Below are 15,728 nucleotides of genomic sequence, written 5' to 3' on the forward strand. Positions count from 1 at the left end.
ATGGCGTTCGACCAGCGCACATACCTACGCGAGGTGATCGGCCCACTGCGGGACCGTCCGGGCGGCCTGTCGCCCACCGATCTCGCCCGGCACTACGCGGTCAGCACCGAGATGTCCGCGGCCGAGCTGCGGGAGCAGCTGACAGCAATTCGTCGACTGTGGAACCAGCGCTCCAGCGGCGTCGACTCCGCCGCCCGGGTCTGCGCGCAGCTGCACAGCCGGGACGAGCAGCTGCGGGCCGAGCACGGCACGTCCATGTTCGAGCCGTCGTGGTGGCGGGAACGGATCGAGGAACATGGTCGCGGCGCGCGGGCGGAGTCCGAACGGTTCGCCCGGGACCTGGCCCAGTCGTACGGCGCCCTCGGCCGGATCACCCAGGCGCAGCTGAAGGAGATCGCCGGGCACTGGCCGGGCCTGGACGCCGAGCAGATCGACCAGGCGGTTCGGCGCGCCGGCCTGGTCGTGGTCGATCCGGTGGAGCTGCCGACCGAGCCCGATATGGAGCGCACCGCCTACCGTTCCCTACTCCGGCTACAGGACCTGCTCGGCGCGCCCACCGTGGTCCAGGTGGTGCACCCCGACGGTGCGCCGTTCCGGCTGCTCGGCGCGGAGGCGGTGCCGCTCGACGTCGCCACGGTGCGAGCCCGGACGCAGGAGGCGAACCGGCTCGCCGACGCCGCTGCGGTGCGCAACCGCAAGGAGGCCCTCGGCCTCCTGGAGCGGGCCGCCACCGACGGTGTTGACCTGCGCCTGTTGGCGCTGTTCCAGGTGGTCGACCGGCTCCGGTCGGGGCGGGCCAGAGGGCTCGCCGACGGAATGCTGGTGCGCATCGCCACCGACACCGGGCTGGAGCACTCCGACGCCCGTTCGGTGGTGGCCAACCTGCCGCTCGACACCGGCCAGGACGCCGGGCCGGCGGGGCGGATCCGTGACCTGGTCGCCGACGGGCATTTGCTCGCGGCCCGGCAGGCCGTCGCGGTGCTGCCCCTGGACGACCCGCACCGGGATGAGCTGCGCGGCCAGGTCGACACCCTGCTGGGCGAGGTCGAGTCACTGCGGCGTGCCGCCGACGAGGCCACCCGGTCGGAGCGCGAGGAGGAGGCCGCCCGGCTGCTCCGATCGGCGCTACGGATCGCCGCGGACGACGACGACCTCGCCGACCGGCTCGCCGCGCTCGCGCCGCCGCCCCCACGTGGTCTGGCGGCACGGTCGATGGAAACCGGCGTTCGGCTGACCTGGACGGCCCCGCCTGGGCAGATTGCCGAGGTGCGCTACCGGGTCGTCCGGTCCGACCGGCCACCTCGCTCGGCCGCTGACGGCGAGACGGTCAGCGAGAGCACGCTGGCCGAGGCGACGGATCCGGCCGCGCCACCCGCCCGGTCCCTGCACTACGGCGTTTTCGCCAGCGTCGGTGGGGACTGGTCGCGCCCGGCCACCGTGGCGACGCGCATCGTCCCGCCGGTCACGGGCGTGCGGGTGTCCGTCCGCCCCGACGAGTTGTCCTGTTCCTGGCGGGCGCACCCGGCCGCGGAGGGCGTCCGGGTGCGTCGCACCCTCGGGCGGCCGCCAGCCTCCGCGGAGGACGGAGAGCCGGTGCCCGCGAGCCGTGCCGGGCTGTCGGACGACACCGGGGACGGCGTCACCGACCGCTACTACGGCATCGTCCCGGTCTATCGGGACGAGCACGGCGCCGAGGTCGAAGGGCCGTTCGTGGTGGCGCGCGCCGTCCTGCGGGACGCCGCACCGTCGCACGTGGAGCGGTTGCGCGCCCACGTGACGGCGGTCGACGCCCAGACCGCGACGGCCCACTTCGCCTGGCTCACGCCGGCCGGCGGGACAGTGTCGGTCCGCCGGTCCGAGCTGCGCCCCACCTGGGCACCAGGCGCCCGGATCCGACGCGAGGAGATGGAAGGGTACGGCGAGGCGCTGGTCAGCGACCGGATCGTGCAGGAGGCGGAAACCCTGCTCGAGGTGACCGTACCAAGTGGGCGGTTTGTGTACGTCCCGTTCACCGTGGACCGGGCGACGGACACCGCAGTGGTGGGTGAACCCCTCGCGCTCGGGGTGACCGAGCCGGTCCAGCAGCTCATCGCCCGCCGCACGGGTGACGAGGTGACAGTGGCGTGGGTGTGGCCACCCTCGGTCAACCTGGCCGAGGTCACCTTCACCCCGCCGCAGGGCTCGGCGACGGTACGGCGGCTGACCCGTGGCCAGGTCACCGCGTCGGGATGTCGCCTGCGGGTGGGTCCCGCCGGTGGTCGGGTCTCGGTCCGGACGGTGGAGCGCGGCCCCGGCGGCGAGACGTACTCCGCCGTCGAGTCAGTGCCGGTGGACGGGGTGCCCGTCGCGTTCGGCTACCGGATCCGGCGGGACGGCGGCCTGTTCAGCCGCAAGCGACTGTTGAGCGTCGACGTCGACCAGCCGTGCGAGGGAGTGGAACTGCTCCTGGTGGCCGCGTCCGGAGTGGCGATGCCGGCCCGACCGGAGCGGGGCAGGGTCGTGAGCCGGGTGACCGGACTCTCGCTGCACCCGGACGTTGCGTGGCAGCTGCCCTTCACGCTGCCCACCGGGCTGTCCAAGCCGTACTGGCTGCGCTGCTTCGTGATCCGACCGCCCGACGCGCGAGTCACCGATCCCATCGACGAAATGAAGGTGTCCTGAGATGACGACCCTCTCCTGCCCGTACTGCTACGGGAAGATCGACCCTCGCGGGCCGTGGTTCCGGTGCACCGGGCGGCGGTCGCCGGGGAAGGAGCCCTGCAAGCCGCAGTGGGACGAGGCGCGCGAGCAGGAACTCGGCATCAAGGAGCTGGTGCTGCCGTCGTTCGCCGGGCCTCGACGCACCCTGCGCACGGTGGCCGCCGCCCCCTGTCCGCACTGTGGAAGCGAGTCAGCGGTCCGGGTCTGCCCGCACTGCCACAGCCGACTGCCCGCGGCGTTCGGTGAGGGTCGCAGCCCGCTGATCGCCATGGCTGGTGCCCGACACACCGGTAAGAGCGTCTACCTCAAAGTGCTGGCGCACCAGCTACGCCGCGGCATGGGGCAACGGTTCGGTGCCGACGTGCGACTGGCCGGCGATGGTCAGTTTCGGGCCGAGACAGGCGGCGGCACGGACTTCCTCGACCCGGCCGGCGAGCTGTTCCCGGACGGTGGGCTCTACCAGAAGACGATGCAGGCTTCGGGCGGCCGGCGTGAACCAATTGTGTTCGCCTGGCGCCAGACCCGGCGGGTGACGGGCTACCAGACGACTTTCCTGTCGTTCTTCGACACCGCCGGCGAGGACCTGCTCGACCAGGAGACGGTCGACAACCTCGGTTACCTCGGTGCTGCCGACGCGCTCATCCTGATCCTCGATCCGTTCGCGATCCCGCAGGCGCGGGACCGGATCCGGCTCCCCGAATCGGCAATCGACGCGAGCGCCAACACCATCGACGTGGTCAACCGGGTGACCGAGAACCTGCGGATCAGCCACCGCCTGGGTGGCCGCAGGAACATCTCCATCCCGGTGGCGGTGGTCTTCGCGAAGATCGACGCCTTCTTCGACGTGCTGGGCGCGGACCATCCCCTGGTCCGCCGCCCGCAGTCTGGTCCGTACTACGACGAGCAGGCCGGGCGGGAGACCCACGAGCACGTCCGGGCGCTGCTGTACGACTGGGGTGCCGACGATATCGACACCCACCTCATGCACAACTATCGAAACTTCCGCTACTTCGCTGTCTCCTCCCTGGGCACCGAGCCCGACTATGACGCGAACAGGGTCGACCTGCGCGGGGTCCAACCGTTCCGGGTGGATGAGCCGTTGCTGTGGCTGCTCAGCGAGTTCAACGTGGTGCCACGCCGCCAGGCGGCCCGATGAGCGGTCGCTTCGAGACGTTGATCTACACCGACTGCCATCAGGGGCAGGGGTTGAAGGGCAACGCCGGCCTGCAGTTCCAGGCCCGGTCGGCGGATTCCGCCGCAGCGGCGGAGACACTCGTCCGGGACCACCTGCTCTACGAGCCGCCGTCGCGGTGGATGGCCGACCGGCGGCCGGTCGAGCAGTACCCTCCCTCGTTCGCGCACATCAGCTCCAACGGAATCCTGGCCACGGCGACCGGGCTCTACCTCGGCCGGGAGGCCAACGGCACCCGGGAGGGCAACCAACTGACCCACGCCATCGTCACCACCGATCCGGCCAGTTACGCCGACCTGCGTCCGGCGCAGTTGTTCCAGGCCAGGTTCTGGTCGAGCGCGCCGGCACCGACCACACAGTCGGATCCGGTACGCCTTGGCGACGGAGTGGGGAGCGACCACTCCCCCACGCATGCACAGGCCTTCGTCCTCGACCAGCCACGCGGACGGGAGACGTTGCTGGCGCTGGTCTCGGCGCTCGCCGACGCCGGTCGCCCCGGGCGTTTGCGCGTGCTCTTCGTCGGTGATGACATCGCCTCGATCGTGGGATGGCTCGTCGCGGGCACCCTCCTGCTGCCCCGCGAGCGGGCATTGGAGTTGGGCTTCAAGATCTTCTCGACCGACCCGGCACGCTCAGCCCTGCCGGTCGTCGCGGTCCGGCCGGAGTTCGCGGGCCCGGCCGGCCGGATCGACAACCCGCTCGGCTACGCAGTGTTCGACCTGCACCGGCACCAGCACACACCGATCGAACCGACCGCGTCGGCCCGCCGGTGGGTCGACCTCTTCCTGACCGAGGACCCGCGGGACGTGGTGGACGCCCTGGGCGTCGCGGCGGCGTCCGGGCTGGCCGGCGACGACAGCCGCGAGGAGTCCGCCGCCGCGCTCGGGCTGGCCGCCATCCTGCACCGCATTCCCGAGCCCCGGCACGCCGAGGCCATCGTGGGCTGGTTGCGCACCGGGCCGGAGGGGCTGCGCCACGCGTACGGCCCCGACGTGGCGGACCTCTTCGCCGAGACGCCCGAGCGCTGGCCGCAGCGGGTGCTGGTGCTGCTCGACGAGGTCGGCTGTGATGGCCTCGTGCCTGGCAGGGCGGCCGATGTCCGACTCGCCCTGATCATCAGCGAGCTGGCGGACGCCCGCGTCCGGGGCGCTGTGACCGACCGTCGGCTGCCCCCGCTGCCGGTTGGTGAGTGGCACCCCGACCACAGCGACCACGCACGGCAGCTCCTCACCGAAGCCCTCACCTCCGGTGTCCCGCCGCGGCGGTTCGAGGCGCTGCTGCGGGTGGCGACCCGGTTCGAGGTGGACGTGCGGTGGTCCGACATCGCCGGGGCGGCCGAGGAGTTCGTCAGGTACTGGGCGGATCACCCCCGGGATGTGCGGCCCGCCGGGCTCGCCTGCCGCGACCGGCTGGAGGAGCGGCTGATGTCGGTGCTGGAGGATCGCGCTCGGCTCGGTCCGAGGGGCCGGGCGGAGGTCGGCGACGGTTGGTGGCGGTCGCTGCTGCCCCGGCTGGAGACGCTGGACTACCCGTTGGCGGCGGCGGTGCTCGGCGCGGCGGTGCGGCACGGCGACGAGCGGGACGCCGTGATCGAACGGTACCTGACCGCGTACCGGCACGATCCCGATGACTTCTCCTGGGTGGCGGGGGCGCTGTGGAGCCAGTCCGCGCCGACGAGCGCGGAGCTGGAACTGGTGCTCGGCCTCGCTCCGAAGGGCGCCCGCCTGCCCGACCGGGTCTTCTTGAAGGTCACCGACGGGGTGACCCGCGGGGCGGTGGCGGACCTGGATCTCTTCGATCTCTGCCACCGGCTGGTCGCCTCAGGCCTGATGACCCCCACGGCTCGGGTCGCGGCGACGCTGGCAGAGGACGAGGAGCTGACCGGCGCCCTCACCGAACTGCGGCACCGGCCCCACGGAGGTCGCAGTGCGGTGCTGCTGCGCAAGCTGCGCGACTGCCCCGCACGGTTGATGGAGATGCGGCAGGCCGAGGTGGTCACGGCGCTGAGCCGGGTGGTGGCCCTGCTCAGCCTCGACGGTGTCCTCGACCGGCATCCGGCCCTGCTGGGCCCCTTCGTCGACCGGCTCGTCGACGCGTTGACGACGGAGGACGGGGAGGCACCCGCGGTGCTCGCCTACTACCTGACCGCCGGCTCGGGCGCGCCCCCCGCGCAGCAGGTCACGCGCCTCGAACACGCGCTCGGGCGGTGGCTGACCCGGGCCCCGGACGTTCAGCTCGAACGGGCCGGCCAGCACTTCGCCCAGCACAGCAGTGACTGGCGCAAGGGTTGGCAGCGGCTCGCCGACAAATACAGCGGTCGTCGCCGCAGGTACCGTCTCGCCCATCCGTTCCGGGACCGGTGAGCCGTGCGACTCCTCGGGCGTCTTCTGCACTTCACCCTCAGCCTCGGTCTGCTGTTCATCGTCGCCCTGCCGTTGGCCAACCTCGCCGCGCTCGGTGGCCTGGTCGCGGGGGCCGCCGTGGTCCTCGGGGTCGCCGGTGTCGTGCTGGTCGGACGCGCCTCCTGGGTTCGGGTACGCACACCTGACGATGTGCACGGCGGCACGCTGGCGGGCCGGGTGGCGCCGGCATTCGTCCGGCGGGACTGGGCCTGGCCGCAGTACTTCGCCGCTCAGGTGCTGCTCGACGCCCGGGCGCTTGTGGAACGCGTGCGGCTGATCACCCGTACGGTCTGGGTCCGGCCCTACCGGTGGGCCCGCGCCCACCGACTGAGGTGGTGGTGGCCGTTCTACATGCCGGTCCTCGCCTCGCAGGCCGGGGTGACGGTGGGCGTGGTGGCCGGCGTGCTGGGCGCCGGGTTGGTAACCGCCGGCGTCTCGGCGGCCGCCTGGCTGGTCGGCGTACCGGTGGTTCTGCTGCTGCGGGGCTTGGACGCGGGCTGGCAGACGGTGTTCGGCGCGCGGGCGAGCTGCCGGCGCTGCCATCAGCTCGCGGCGGTCCCGGCGTACCGCTGCCGTGGACCGCACCCGCCTGGCGACCGGCTGACCGGCGCGGACCTGCACCGGGATCTGCGTCCCGGGCGGCTGGGCGTGCTGTGGCGGCGCTGCGGTTGCGGCGTCCTACTGCCCACCACCGTCCTGCGCGCGGCATTCAGCCACCAACTGGAGGCCTGCTGCCCCAGCTGCACCAAAGCACTGCTGCCGGGCGCCGGAGTGGTCACCGACGTACGGATGCCGGTGTTCGGGGCCGCCTCGGCGGGCAAGACCCAGCTGATCATGTCGGCCCTGGCGGGCCTGGAGCAGTCCGCGAAGCGGGTCGGCGTCGCGGTGGCCCTACCGGACGAGCACAGCCGGCAACAACACGAGGTGTACGCGCGGCTGATGCGCGAGGGGGCATCGCCGGCCAAGACCGAGGCGGCCGGCCCGCCGGTGGCCGTCACCCTCCGGCTGGCCCGAGGGCCACGGGTGGCGCTGGTGCACCTCTTCGACGCGGCCGGCGAGAACCTGGTCGACCGCGAGCAGAATGCCCGGCTCGCGTACCTTGACCACGCGCGTTCCCTGATCTACGTACTCGACCCGTTCTCGGTCCGTCGGGTGCGCGACGAGTTCGCTCATGGGGCGCCGGAGATCTTCGCGGTCGCAAACCCGGCGACCTACGACCCGGAGGACGCCTACAACGCGACAGTGCAGCGGTTGCAGGAGTTCGGCGTCCCCACCGGCCGTCGGCGGCTCGCCTTCGTGGTGTCCAAGGCGGACCTGCTCGAGAAGATGTCCGCTGGTCCCGACGATCCCGCCGCGGTACGAACCTGGTTGCGGGAGAACGGGCTGAACAACCTCGTGTTGGCTGTCGAACGGGACTTCCGGGAGGTGCGCTACTTCCTGGTGTCCGGGCGGGATGCGGGCCCGGACGGCGGGTTCGGGCCGGCGAACTGGATCCTCACCAGAGAGTGGAGCGGTCTTGGCTGAGCAGGGGCAGGGAGGGCTGCCGCCCGGTCACCGGGCGGCAAGGCTGGTGCTCCTCGGCGCGCTGCTGGCCGCGCTGGCCGCCGGTGTCGTATCGCCCGCCGCGGACGGGTACACCAGGGGAGCCTGGGAGCAGGCCGGGCAGGTCGTCGCGTATTTCTTGGCGCCGCTGCGGGACCGGGCCACACCGGCGCCCCCGCCCACGCCGTCGCCCACTCCCGCCAAGCCGAAACCCAAGCCCAAGCCGACCAAGAGCCGGGCCGGCTGAACTCAGCCGGCGCGGATCACGGTGCCGTGCGGCTGCACCGACAGTCGCAGCGCCACCTGCCCGGGACTGGCGAAGACGTGCTCGACCAGGGGCTCTCGCACCAGGCGGTCCAGGACGTCACGGATGCTGCGCACCCCCAGCCGCAGCGCCTCTGGCCGGCGCATCACCTCCTGCACCCGGGCAACGACGCTCTGGTCGTCGAGGGTCAGTCGGACCCCTTGACGGTGAGCGCTGGCGACCAGCTGCGCGAGCAGCTTACCGACGATCTGATCGACAAACTCGGGCCGCAGGATGTCAAACACTGTGATGCCGCCGCCGAGGCGGCCGAGCAGCTCCGGCCGGCCCAGGGTGGTGGTGAAGTGGTCGCGCACGGCGCGTTCGAAATGGGCGCTGACCTTCTCGTAGTCGGGCAGTTCACCGCCGTCGAGCCAACCGTACGTCTCGGCGGCGCCCAGGTTCGAGGTGAAGATGATGATGGTCTCGGAGAAGTACGCCGTGTTGCCGAGCGCGTCGGTGAGCCGACCATCGTCGAGCACCTGGAGGAACTTGTCGAACACCGAAGCGTGCGCCTTCTCGATCTCGTCGAAGAGCAGCACGCTGAACGGGCGCTGGCTCACCCGGTTGGTCAGTTCACCCCCGCGTTCGTGGCCGACATATCCGGGTGGCGCCCCGGTGAGCCGCTCCGCGGAGTGCGCCTCGGCGAAGGTGGACATGTCGAAGCGGGCCAGTGCGGTCTCGTCGTCGAAGACGAACTCGCTGAGCGTCCGGGCCAGCTCCGTCTTGCCCACCCCGGTCGGCCCGACGAAGAAGAATATGCCCTTGGGTCGGGACTCGGCGTTGTGCGGGTCGGCGACGAAGTCGATGCCGACGGTGGCCGAGGTCAGCGCCCGTCGGACCCGATCGACCGCGACGGGCTGGCCGATGACCCGTTCACCGGCCATCGGCCCGAACCGGGCGAGCCGGTCGCGAACCCGGCGCCACGGGTCCTGGCGCGGGCCGAACAGGGTGCGCTTCATCAGCGTCCGGGGTTCGTCGAGCGGGATCTCCTGCAGGTTGCTCATCCGCCACAGCCCGTCCAGCTCGCTGATCGCCATGCCTTCGCTCAGGTTGGCCAGCACCCGCAGGTCTTCCGGGGCCTTCCTGGCGGTGGCCGCCTGGTGGAAGTGGCGGGCCTGCTGGTGCAGGTAGACGTGCCGCTCGTCGAAGGTCGGCAGGGCCGCCTCGACCACCTGGACGTACGGGCGATCCCGGTAGAGCCAGGCCGGCAGGGCTGCGAGGTCGTCCGCGACCAGCACGAGCAGATTACGCAGCTTGCCGGTCTGGGCCGCCTCGGTCATCGCCTTGGCCATCGTGCCGAGCAGCCGTCGCTCGGCGTCGCCGCCCCGCTCGGGCGGGGAGAGCATCAGGTCGGCCTGGTCGATGAGGAACGCCGACGAGGTGCCGGCCTGCCGGAGCACCCGCCGGATCGCCGCCAGCGCGTCGTACGGGTTGGTCAGAGCCGGCGTGGGCGCGTCCCGCAGCACGGTGGAGAGCCGGCTCCGCACCGTTCCGGCCCGGTCGGCGCCGGCGGGCGGATCGCCTGCGGCGGGCCGGCCGACGTTCGGACCCACCAGCAGTCGGTGGAACTCCCGCTGGTCGTCCGCGTTGCCGAAGCTGAGCCCGTCGACCGGATCGAAGTAGCCGGTCAGCTGGTAGCCGAAGATCGACAGCAGGCCGGAGACGGCGGTGCGCAGCGGGTGGAACGAGCGGTCCCAGCGCACCAGGTCGCGCACATTGCCGTGGATGACGACGTGCCGGCCCCTGGCGATTTCGGCGGTGACCCGTTCCAACCAGGCCGCCGCCGGTGGTGCGGTGGGCCGACCCGGCGGCGCGCCGGTCACGATCGGCTCCGGTCGTCGTGCGCCGGCCGGCGCAACGCCTCCACAGCCGGTGGCCGGGGCTGGCCGGGTTTGCCCTCCCAGTGCAGGCCGTCGGTCGCCACCCCCTGGTCGGCGAGCTCGGCGTGGAAGCGTTCGAGCAGTTCCTCGGTCAGGTCACAGCGGGAAATCGCCCCGCCGACCGCGTTCTCCACGACGATGTCGGAGCCAGCGGTGCGGTACTCCAACCGGTTGCCGTCGGCGTCCCCCGCGTAGACGGTCATCTCCACGGGTGAGCCGTCGGCGCGTTCGGCGACGAAGACAACGGCGTCGGCGCGCTCCGCCAGGCTGTCCGGCACGACCCGCAGGCCGGCTGCCGGCAGCGCGGCGCTGGCTGCCTCCACGATCAGGGCCATCCGGTCGAGCTGGTCGAGTCGGTTGTCAGTCGCCGCGGTCACTGCCTCGACCCGGTCGCGCAGGCCGGCGACGCGCCGCTCCCACCGGTCGACGTGGCCGCCGGCCGCCTCCTGGCGCAGACCGGTCAGCTCGGCGCGCAGCGCGGATTCCTCGGCCACCGCGAGGCCCGCCGCCGCCGCGTCGGCCAGCACGTCGACCAGCTGGGCGGAGAGCTCGTCGGTCTCCGTGGCCAGGCGCAGCAGGTGCGCCTGCCGGTCGCGGACCGTCTCCAGGTGTGCGCCGACCGCCTCGCCGAGCCGTTGGTGCAGGTCGGAGAAGCCACGCGCGTCCCCCGCGCGCCGCCTGGTGTCGTCCAGCAGCGCCGCGATGGTCCGGTGTCCCACCGGGTCGAACTGTGCCCCGTCGGTAAGCCCGCGCAGCGGCGCGACGGCCAGTTCCACCGCCCGGCTCTGCTCCTGCCGGGTCAGTTCCCGGGACACCGCGACGGTGAGTTCATCGGCACGTCGTTCGGCACCCCTCAACTCCCGCCCGATTCGGCTCAGCCCGGCCTCGTCGCTGGGGCGGCGCAGGCCGACGACCTGGTCGGTCGCCGCAGTCACCTGGGCATGCTGGGGCAACCCACGCGACATGCCCACCAGCTCGCCCATTCGCGCGGTCAGCGCGTCACGGCGTGCCTCGGCGGCCCGGATACCGGCGGAGAGACGTCGCTGGCGGTGCTCCTCCCGCCGCCGCCGGCGGTCCTCCTCGCGCCGCCGCCGGGCGGCCGCCAACTGTTCACGGCGGGCGACGTCGAACGCGACGGTCGTGTACTTCGGACTGCCGGACATTATCGGCCTCCCTCGTCGGTGGGGTTGGTGGGCGTGAACGGCGCGATCTCGACGCCCTGAGCCCGCATGGCGGTCTCGAACCCGGCACGGAAGTCGGGCACCGGAGGGACCCCGACCCACTGGACGCCGTCCTCAGCCAGCTGCAGCTCGATGCCTGCGGACGTGTCCTGCACCGACGGCGCGTGCCGGTCGGTGAGGAAGTGCAGCCGTTGGTTCGTCGAGCCGCGCCAGAGCAGGTCGGCGTGGCGGGCGGCCACGTACGGGCCGTCCACCAGGATGTCGAGCTGGCCCAGCAGCCGGATCTGATCGGCGTCTTGCTGCCGGCGCAGGTGCTCCACGGTCCACCCGGTGAACGACATCACCGACCAGTCGCGGTCGGCGCGAATCCGCTCGACGAGCGCGCTGAGCCCGGCCGCCTGGGCCATCGGCTCGCCGCCAGAGAGGGTCAGCCCGGTGATGTCGGACGGCAGACCGCCGAGCCAGCCGGCCAGGTCGTCGATGGTGCGGGTGACCCCTCCGACGAAGGGCAGGTCTTCCGGCGCGACGCAGCCAGGACAGCGCAAGGGACATCCCCGTACCCAGATCACCGCGCGCAGACCTGGCCCGAGCACGGCGGTCCGGTCGGCGACCCGGCTGATCTCGATGGTCGTGGTCATCGTCCGCTCCCCGGAAACGGATCGGGTGCGCCAGCTGCCACCATCCGGCACCAGGGGCAGTCGCGGTGCTCGCGCGAAAACACGTGGGTCGGGCTTGTGGAACAGCCGACGAGCTGGTTCCGCAGGTACGCCAGCACGGCGGCCCAGGACTGCGGGCCGGGCCGCGCGGTCGGCGCGTCGTACCCGACGTCGAGGGCCTCGGTGAGCCGGCGAAGCAGCACGGCCGGCAGCGCCTGCGGCGGTACCGCGCTGACCGGTGACCGGACGTCCGCCCCGAGCAGCCGGCAACAGCGGAGCCGGACGTTGTCGACCTCCTCGACCGGACCGGTCGCCCCTGGCCGTACACCTCCGTAGGGATGGAAGCCGAGGCAGGCCAGTTGGGCGGTCAGCACCGCCAGCGCCCAGTTGTCACTTGCCGCCTCCCGCCGCTGGCCCGAACGTCCGAGGTCCTCGGGCGCGGTGTACTCCGGACGCGAGAACGGGCACGGCAGGTCCTTCCCGGTCGTCCGGTCGTGCAACTGCCAACCGTCGACGTCGATGAGGCAGACGCCGCCGCCGGCGGAGACGAATATGTTGGCAGGCGCCAGGTCACCGATCAGGTGCCCACGCGCGTGCACAGACTGGACGAGCCGGGCCAGGTCTTCCGCCAGGGTCAGCCACCAGGCCCAGGTGGCGCCGGGCAGCATCCGGGCCCGGACGGCGGGGTTGAACAGCAGCGGCAGCGGCGCGAACCGGGGCGGCGCGAGCAGCGGTGCGGCGTAGCCGAGAAGCCGCCCGTCGTCACGCCGGTGCACGGCGGCGCTCGGCCAGGCCACCACGGGCCGCCCCGAGCGCACGGTCCAGCCGGTCGGTTCGGCGAGCATGACCCGGGTACGGGCGGCCAACTCCTCCGGGTCCGCGCGGTGCAGGACCTTCACCACGGTGTCCGGCCGCAGCCGTAGCCGAAAGACCTGCCCCTGCGACCCCACCGAGCCGACCGGCGTGTCGAGGGTGTCGGCCGTCTGCTGGCCCTGCGGGCCGGTCAGCCACACGTCGAGGCTCATCGGGGCACCGCCAGCAGGAGGGTTCGGTCGTCGTCGGTGAGGCTGCTGACCCGCCGACCGTTGAGCAGCCGGACGAGCGTCGACGGGTCGGTCTCGGCACCATCGACGAGCGTGAACAGCTGCGCGAAGACCGCCGCGCCCGGTTGGCAGGGTCGGCTGCCGTCGTACTCGACGAGGAGGCTGTCGAGACCGTCGGTGCATACGGCGAGCCCGGTGAGATCGGGCAGTCGGGCGACGAGCCGACGCGCCTGCTCTCCGGCACGGGCGTTGGGCAGTAGCGTCGTCGCGCCGGGCTGCCGGTCGGCGCCGCCGGGCGGGGCGAGCAGCAGGTCGAGGTGGCCGCCGGCGGCCCGGACCACCACGAGGCCGTCGCCCACGGCGAGTACGGCGACCCACGGCGGGCGGGCGACCACGACGGTCACGGTGGTGGCCAGGTCGTCCGGCTCGATCCCACCGACGGCTCGGGCCAGCGCTCGCGCCGCACGGCGGAACCGGCGGAACAGCCGCTCTCCCACCAGGTCGAGCCACCCGGACCAGGCGGCGGCGGAGGTCGGTGGCTGGTCGCCGAGGAGCGGGACGAGCAGCTGCACTGCCAGGGTGACGACCAGGGACGCGCCGGTTCCGGCGCAGCGGCGGCTGCCCGCACCGTCGGCCGTGACCAGCAGCAGCGTGCCGTCGACCTCGTGGACCGCGTACGCGTCCTGGCCGCTGATCCCGGCCCGGACGTGCGCTCCACCCGCGGCGCTGCCGCCCAGGACCGACCATCGCGCTGTCACCGGAGGTCGCCTCCGTACACCTGGCTGCGCACCCGCTCGAAGTCGACGTGGTCGGAGGTGGCCACCAGGATCAGGTCGAGCAGCTTCCGCAGGTCGAGGTCGTCCAGCGGGAAGTAGCCGCTCGGGGTGGCGAGGGCCCGCATCACCTCGTCGTCCACCCCGGGCACGCCGAACGCGAACAGCTGCATCCGCCGCGTCGACCGCCACTGCTCCAACCGCCGGGCGAGAGGCCGCCAGTCGTCGGTGGGGTTGCCCTCCTCGTCGGTCGGCGCGCCGTCGCTGACCAGGATCAGCCGAGGCCCACCGGTCTGTTGGGCGTGCACCGCCTGGACGTGCTGGCGGCGCTGCTCGACGAGGGTGAGGGCCAGGTCCACCGCCGCCACCATCGGCGAGGCGCCCCCCGCGACCAGGGTCGGCAGTTCCAGCCGCGATGCCGGTACGAATGCGCCGTCGTCCTCGGCCGACGGGGTCCCGTTGCCGGAGACCACGCCTACCCCGCCCGCGCCGAAAGTGATCACCAGGAACTCGACGTCCCGGAGTGGTCCGCGCCCTTCCGCACGTACGCTGGGCAACCACCGCGCCAGTTCCCGGTTGAGCGCGTCGATCGCGCGTACGCCGTTGCTCTGGGTGGCCGCCATCGACCAGGAGGTGTCGATCAGGAGCGCCACGAAGCGACGCCGGTGGGTGTCGGTGATGAAGGGGATTTCGTCGGGCCCGTCGCTGTCCTCCTCGAACAGCGCAAAGGGGTTCATGGTCCAACCTCCGCCTCCGCCAGCCAGCGCCCGCCCGGGTCTGGCCGCCGACGGACGCGGGTGCCGGCCGCCGGCGGTGGCCCGTCGCCTACCCACCAGGCCGCGACGATGACCCCGTCGGTCTCGACCAGCCCTCGCGGCTGCAACGTCGCATGCACAGTGCCCAGCTCCGGACCGGGTCTCGGCGGAGAACGCCGGACGAGGTGCCAGCCCCAGAACCTGCCGGCGCGAAGCCGAGCGGAAAAACTCGCCACGTTCTGATCTGACGGACCGCCGTCGAAACGACAGCCGCGGCGCACCGGACGCGGCTGCGGGCTTCAGGTGTGCGAAGCATCGGCGAAGGTCCACGCGATCCCGTACGCGTAGCCCTGCTGCAACCCGTCGAACGCCGACGTCACCTCGCCGACGGCGTCGGGTCGCAGCCGGTCCGGACCCGGTGTCCGTTCGTCGACCGCGCGGGGCGGGACGCCGTTGAGCCGCCAGGCTGTCGCCGGCCCACCGTCGGTCGGGAACCGCAGCCGGACGGTGCAGTGCGCGCACGGCGCCAGCGGCTGAAAGACGTAGTGCTCCCGCATCGGTTGCCCCTCGGGGAGCCGGTAGTGCAGGCAGAGGTCGTGTCGTTCGCCCGGTTCCAGCGTCCTCGGCAGGGCGAGGGTGAGCCGGAGGTACTGGCCCGAGTTGTGCCGGGTCAGTTCGCGGATCCGTGCGCCGAACAGCACGTCGGCGTGCACGCCGTGCTCCCGGGCATCGTCGTTGGGTTGGCGCGGCAAGCTGAACTGCACGGTCAGCTCGTCGATCGGGCGGATGGCCACGACGCTGCGCGCCTCGTAGAGCTCCGGTGTCAACGTGTCGAGCCGGAGCAGCGCATTCATCGCGCACAGGTGCCAGCCGGGGCCCGCGTCGGTCGGGTCGGTGGGGATTTCCGGTACGGCGGCGCGGACCAGCCGGGCGACTGCCTCGTCGATCCGGCGACGGGCCGTGCGCTGCTGGACCGACAACTCACGGGCGAGTTGGTCGGTGCGGCGGTCCAGCCGGAGATAGTCGTGAACGGGATCGAGGGCGTACGCGAGAACGACGGCCCGGCGCAGGTCACCGGGCAGGTCGGCGGAGAGGGCGAGCAGGGTGGCGCGCACCTTCGCTCGTACCGCCGATTCCGGCTCGGCCGGCGAGACGCCGCAGAGGTCGGCCAGCTGCGGCCCCAGCCGTCGGTGCAGCGGGCTGCTCTGCAGGCCCGGACCCCGGCGGAGGTCCAGCAATTCCTGTCGGAGCTGGTCGGAGGTATGGGTGTCGTTGCCGGGACGCACGGCCCTCTCCTCTT

At 72.6% G+C, this 15,728-nt stretch carries 12 protein-coding genes; 5 read left to right on the forward strand and 7 right to left on the reverse strand.

The window, feature by feature from the left end:
• Genes GUI43_RS02535 through GUI43_RS02555 form a run of 5 tightly spaced genes read left to right on the forward strand, consistent with a single transcriptional unit; the run spans position 1 to position 8,083 of the window.
• A complete protein-coding gene (locus GUI43_RS02535; protein WP_112697877.1) occupies positions 1–2,661 on the forward strand; it encodes a SaeA-related protein in 2,661 nt (886 codons plus the stop codon).
• A 1-nt stretch (position 2,662) separates the two neighbouring features.
• Positions 2,663–3,856 (forward strand): zinc ribbon domain-containing protein, encoded by a 1,194-nt coding sequence (locus GUI43_RS02540; RefSeq protein WP_112602668.1) that lies wholly within the window; start codon positions 2,663–2,665, stop codon positions 3,854–3,856.
• On the forward strand, positions 3,853–6,255 hold the full coding sequence (locus tag GUI43_RS02545; protein WP_112697879.1) for a GTPase-associated protein 1-related protein: 2,403 nt from the start codon (positions 3,853–3,855) through the stop codon (positions 6,253–6,255). The genes GUI43_RS02540 and GUI43_RS02545 overlap by 4 nt, the downstream gene beginning before the upstream one ends.
• A 3-nt stretch (positions 6,256–6,258) precedes the next feature.
• Entirely contained in the window at positions 6,259–7,818 is a 1,560-nt protein-coding gene (locus GUI43_RS02550) for a TRAFAC clade GTPase domain-containing protein (protein WP_112697881.1), read from the forward strand.
• Positions 7,811–8,083 carry a hypothetical protein gene (locus tag GUI43_RS02555; protein WP_146763050.1) on the forward strand — a complete coding sequence of 91 codons (273 nt, stop codon included), beginning with the start codon at positions 7,811–7,813 and terminating at the stop codon, positions 8,081–8,083. Before GUI43_RS02550 ends, GUI43_RS02555 begins: the two co-directional genes overlap by 8 nt.
• Positions 8,084–8,085: 2 nt before the next feature.
• Here the strand turns inward: GUI43_RS02555 and GUI43_RS02560 are convergent, their stop codons facing one another.
• The 7 genes from GUI43_RS02560 to GUI43_RS02585 all read right to left on the reverse strand — a co-directional run bounded on the left by GUI43_RS02560 (position 8,086) and on the right by GUI43_RS02585 (position 15,714).
• Complete coding sequence (locus GUI43_RS02560; protein ID WP_112697883.1) at positions 8,086–9,963, reverse strand: AAA family ATPase; 1,878 nt, start codon at positions 9,961–9,963, stop codon at positions 8,086–8,088.
• A complete protein-coding gene (locus GUI43_RS02565) occupies positions 9,960–11,183 on the reverse strand; it encodes a hypothetical protein (RefSeq protein WP_112697884.1) in 1,224 nt (407 codons plus the stop codon). Before GUI43_RS02565 ends, GUI43_RS02560 begins: the two co-directional genes overlap by 4 nt.
• Entirely contained in the window at positions 11,183–11,839 is a 657-nt protein-coding gene (locus GUI43_RS02570; protein ID WP_112697885.1) for a 4Fe-4S single cluster domain-containing protein, read from the reverse strand. Before GUI43_RS02570 ends, GUI43_RS02565 begins: the two co-directional genes overlap by 1 nt.
• The gene (locus tag GUI43_RS02575) at positions 11,836–12,882 is read right to left on the reverse strand and encodes a hypothetical protein (protein WP_112602683.1); all 1,047 of its coding nucleotides are present in this window, start codon (positions 12,880–12,882) and stop codon (positions 11,836–11,838) included. Before GUI43_RS02575 ends, GUI43_RS02570 begins: the two co-directional genes overlap by 4 nt.
• On the reverse strand, positions 12,879–13,658 hold the full coding sequence (locus tag GUI43_RS33680) for a protein phosphatase 2C domain-containing protein (protein ID WP_170158653.1): 780 nt from the start codon (positions 13,656–13,658) through the stop codon (positions 12,879–12,881). The genes GUI43_RS02575 and GUI43_RS33680 overlap by 4 nt, the downstream gene beginning before the upstream one ends.
• On the reverse strand, positions 13,655–14,410 hold the full coding sequence (locus GUI43_RS33685; protein WP_170158654.1) for a vWA domain-containing protein: 756 nt from the start codon (positions 14,408–14,410) through the stop codon (positions 13,655–13,657). The genes GUI43_RS33680 and GUI43_RS33685 overlap by 4 nt, the downstream gene beginning before the upstream one ends.
• A 317-nt stretch (positions 14,411–14,727) precedes the next feature.
• Positions 14,728–15,714: a hypothetical protein gene (locus tag GUI43_RS02585; RefSeq protein ID WP_112697886.1), complete on the reverse strand. Its 987-nt coding sequence runs from the start codon at positions 15,712–15,714 to the stop codon at positions 14,728–14,730.
• Positions 15,715–15,728 lie beyond the last annotated feature (14 nt).

Origin of the sequence: Micromonospora noduli (assembly GCF_003264365.1) — a bacterium.
GTDB lineage: Bacteria > Actinomycetota > Actinomycetes > Mycobacteriales > Micromonosporaceae > Micromonospora > Micromonospora noduli.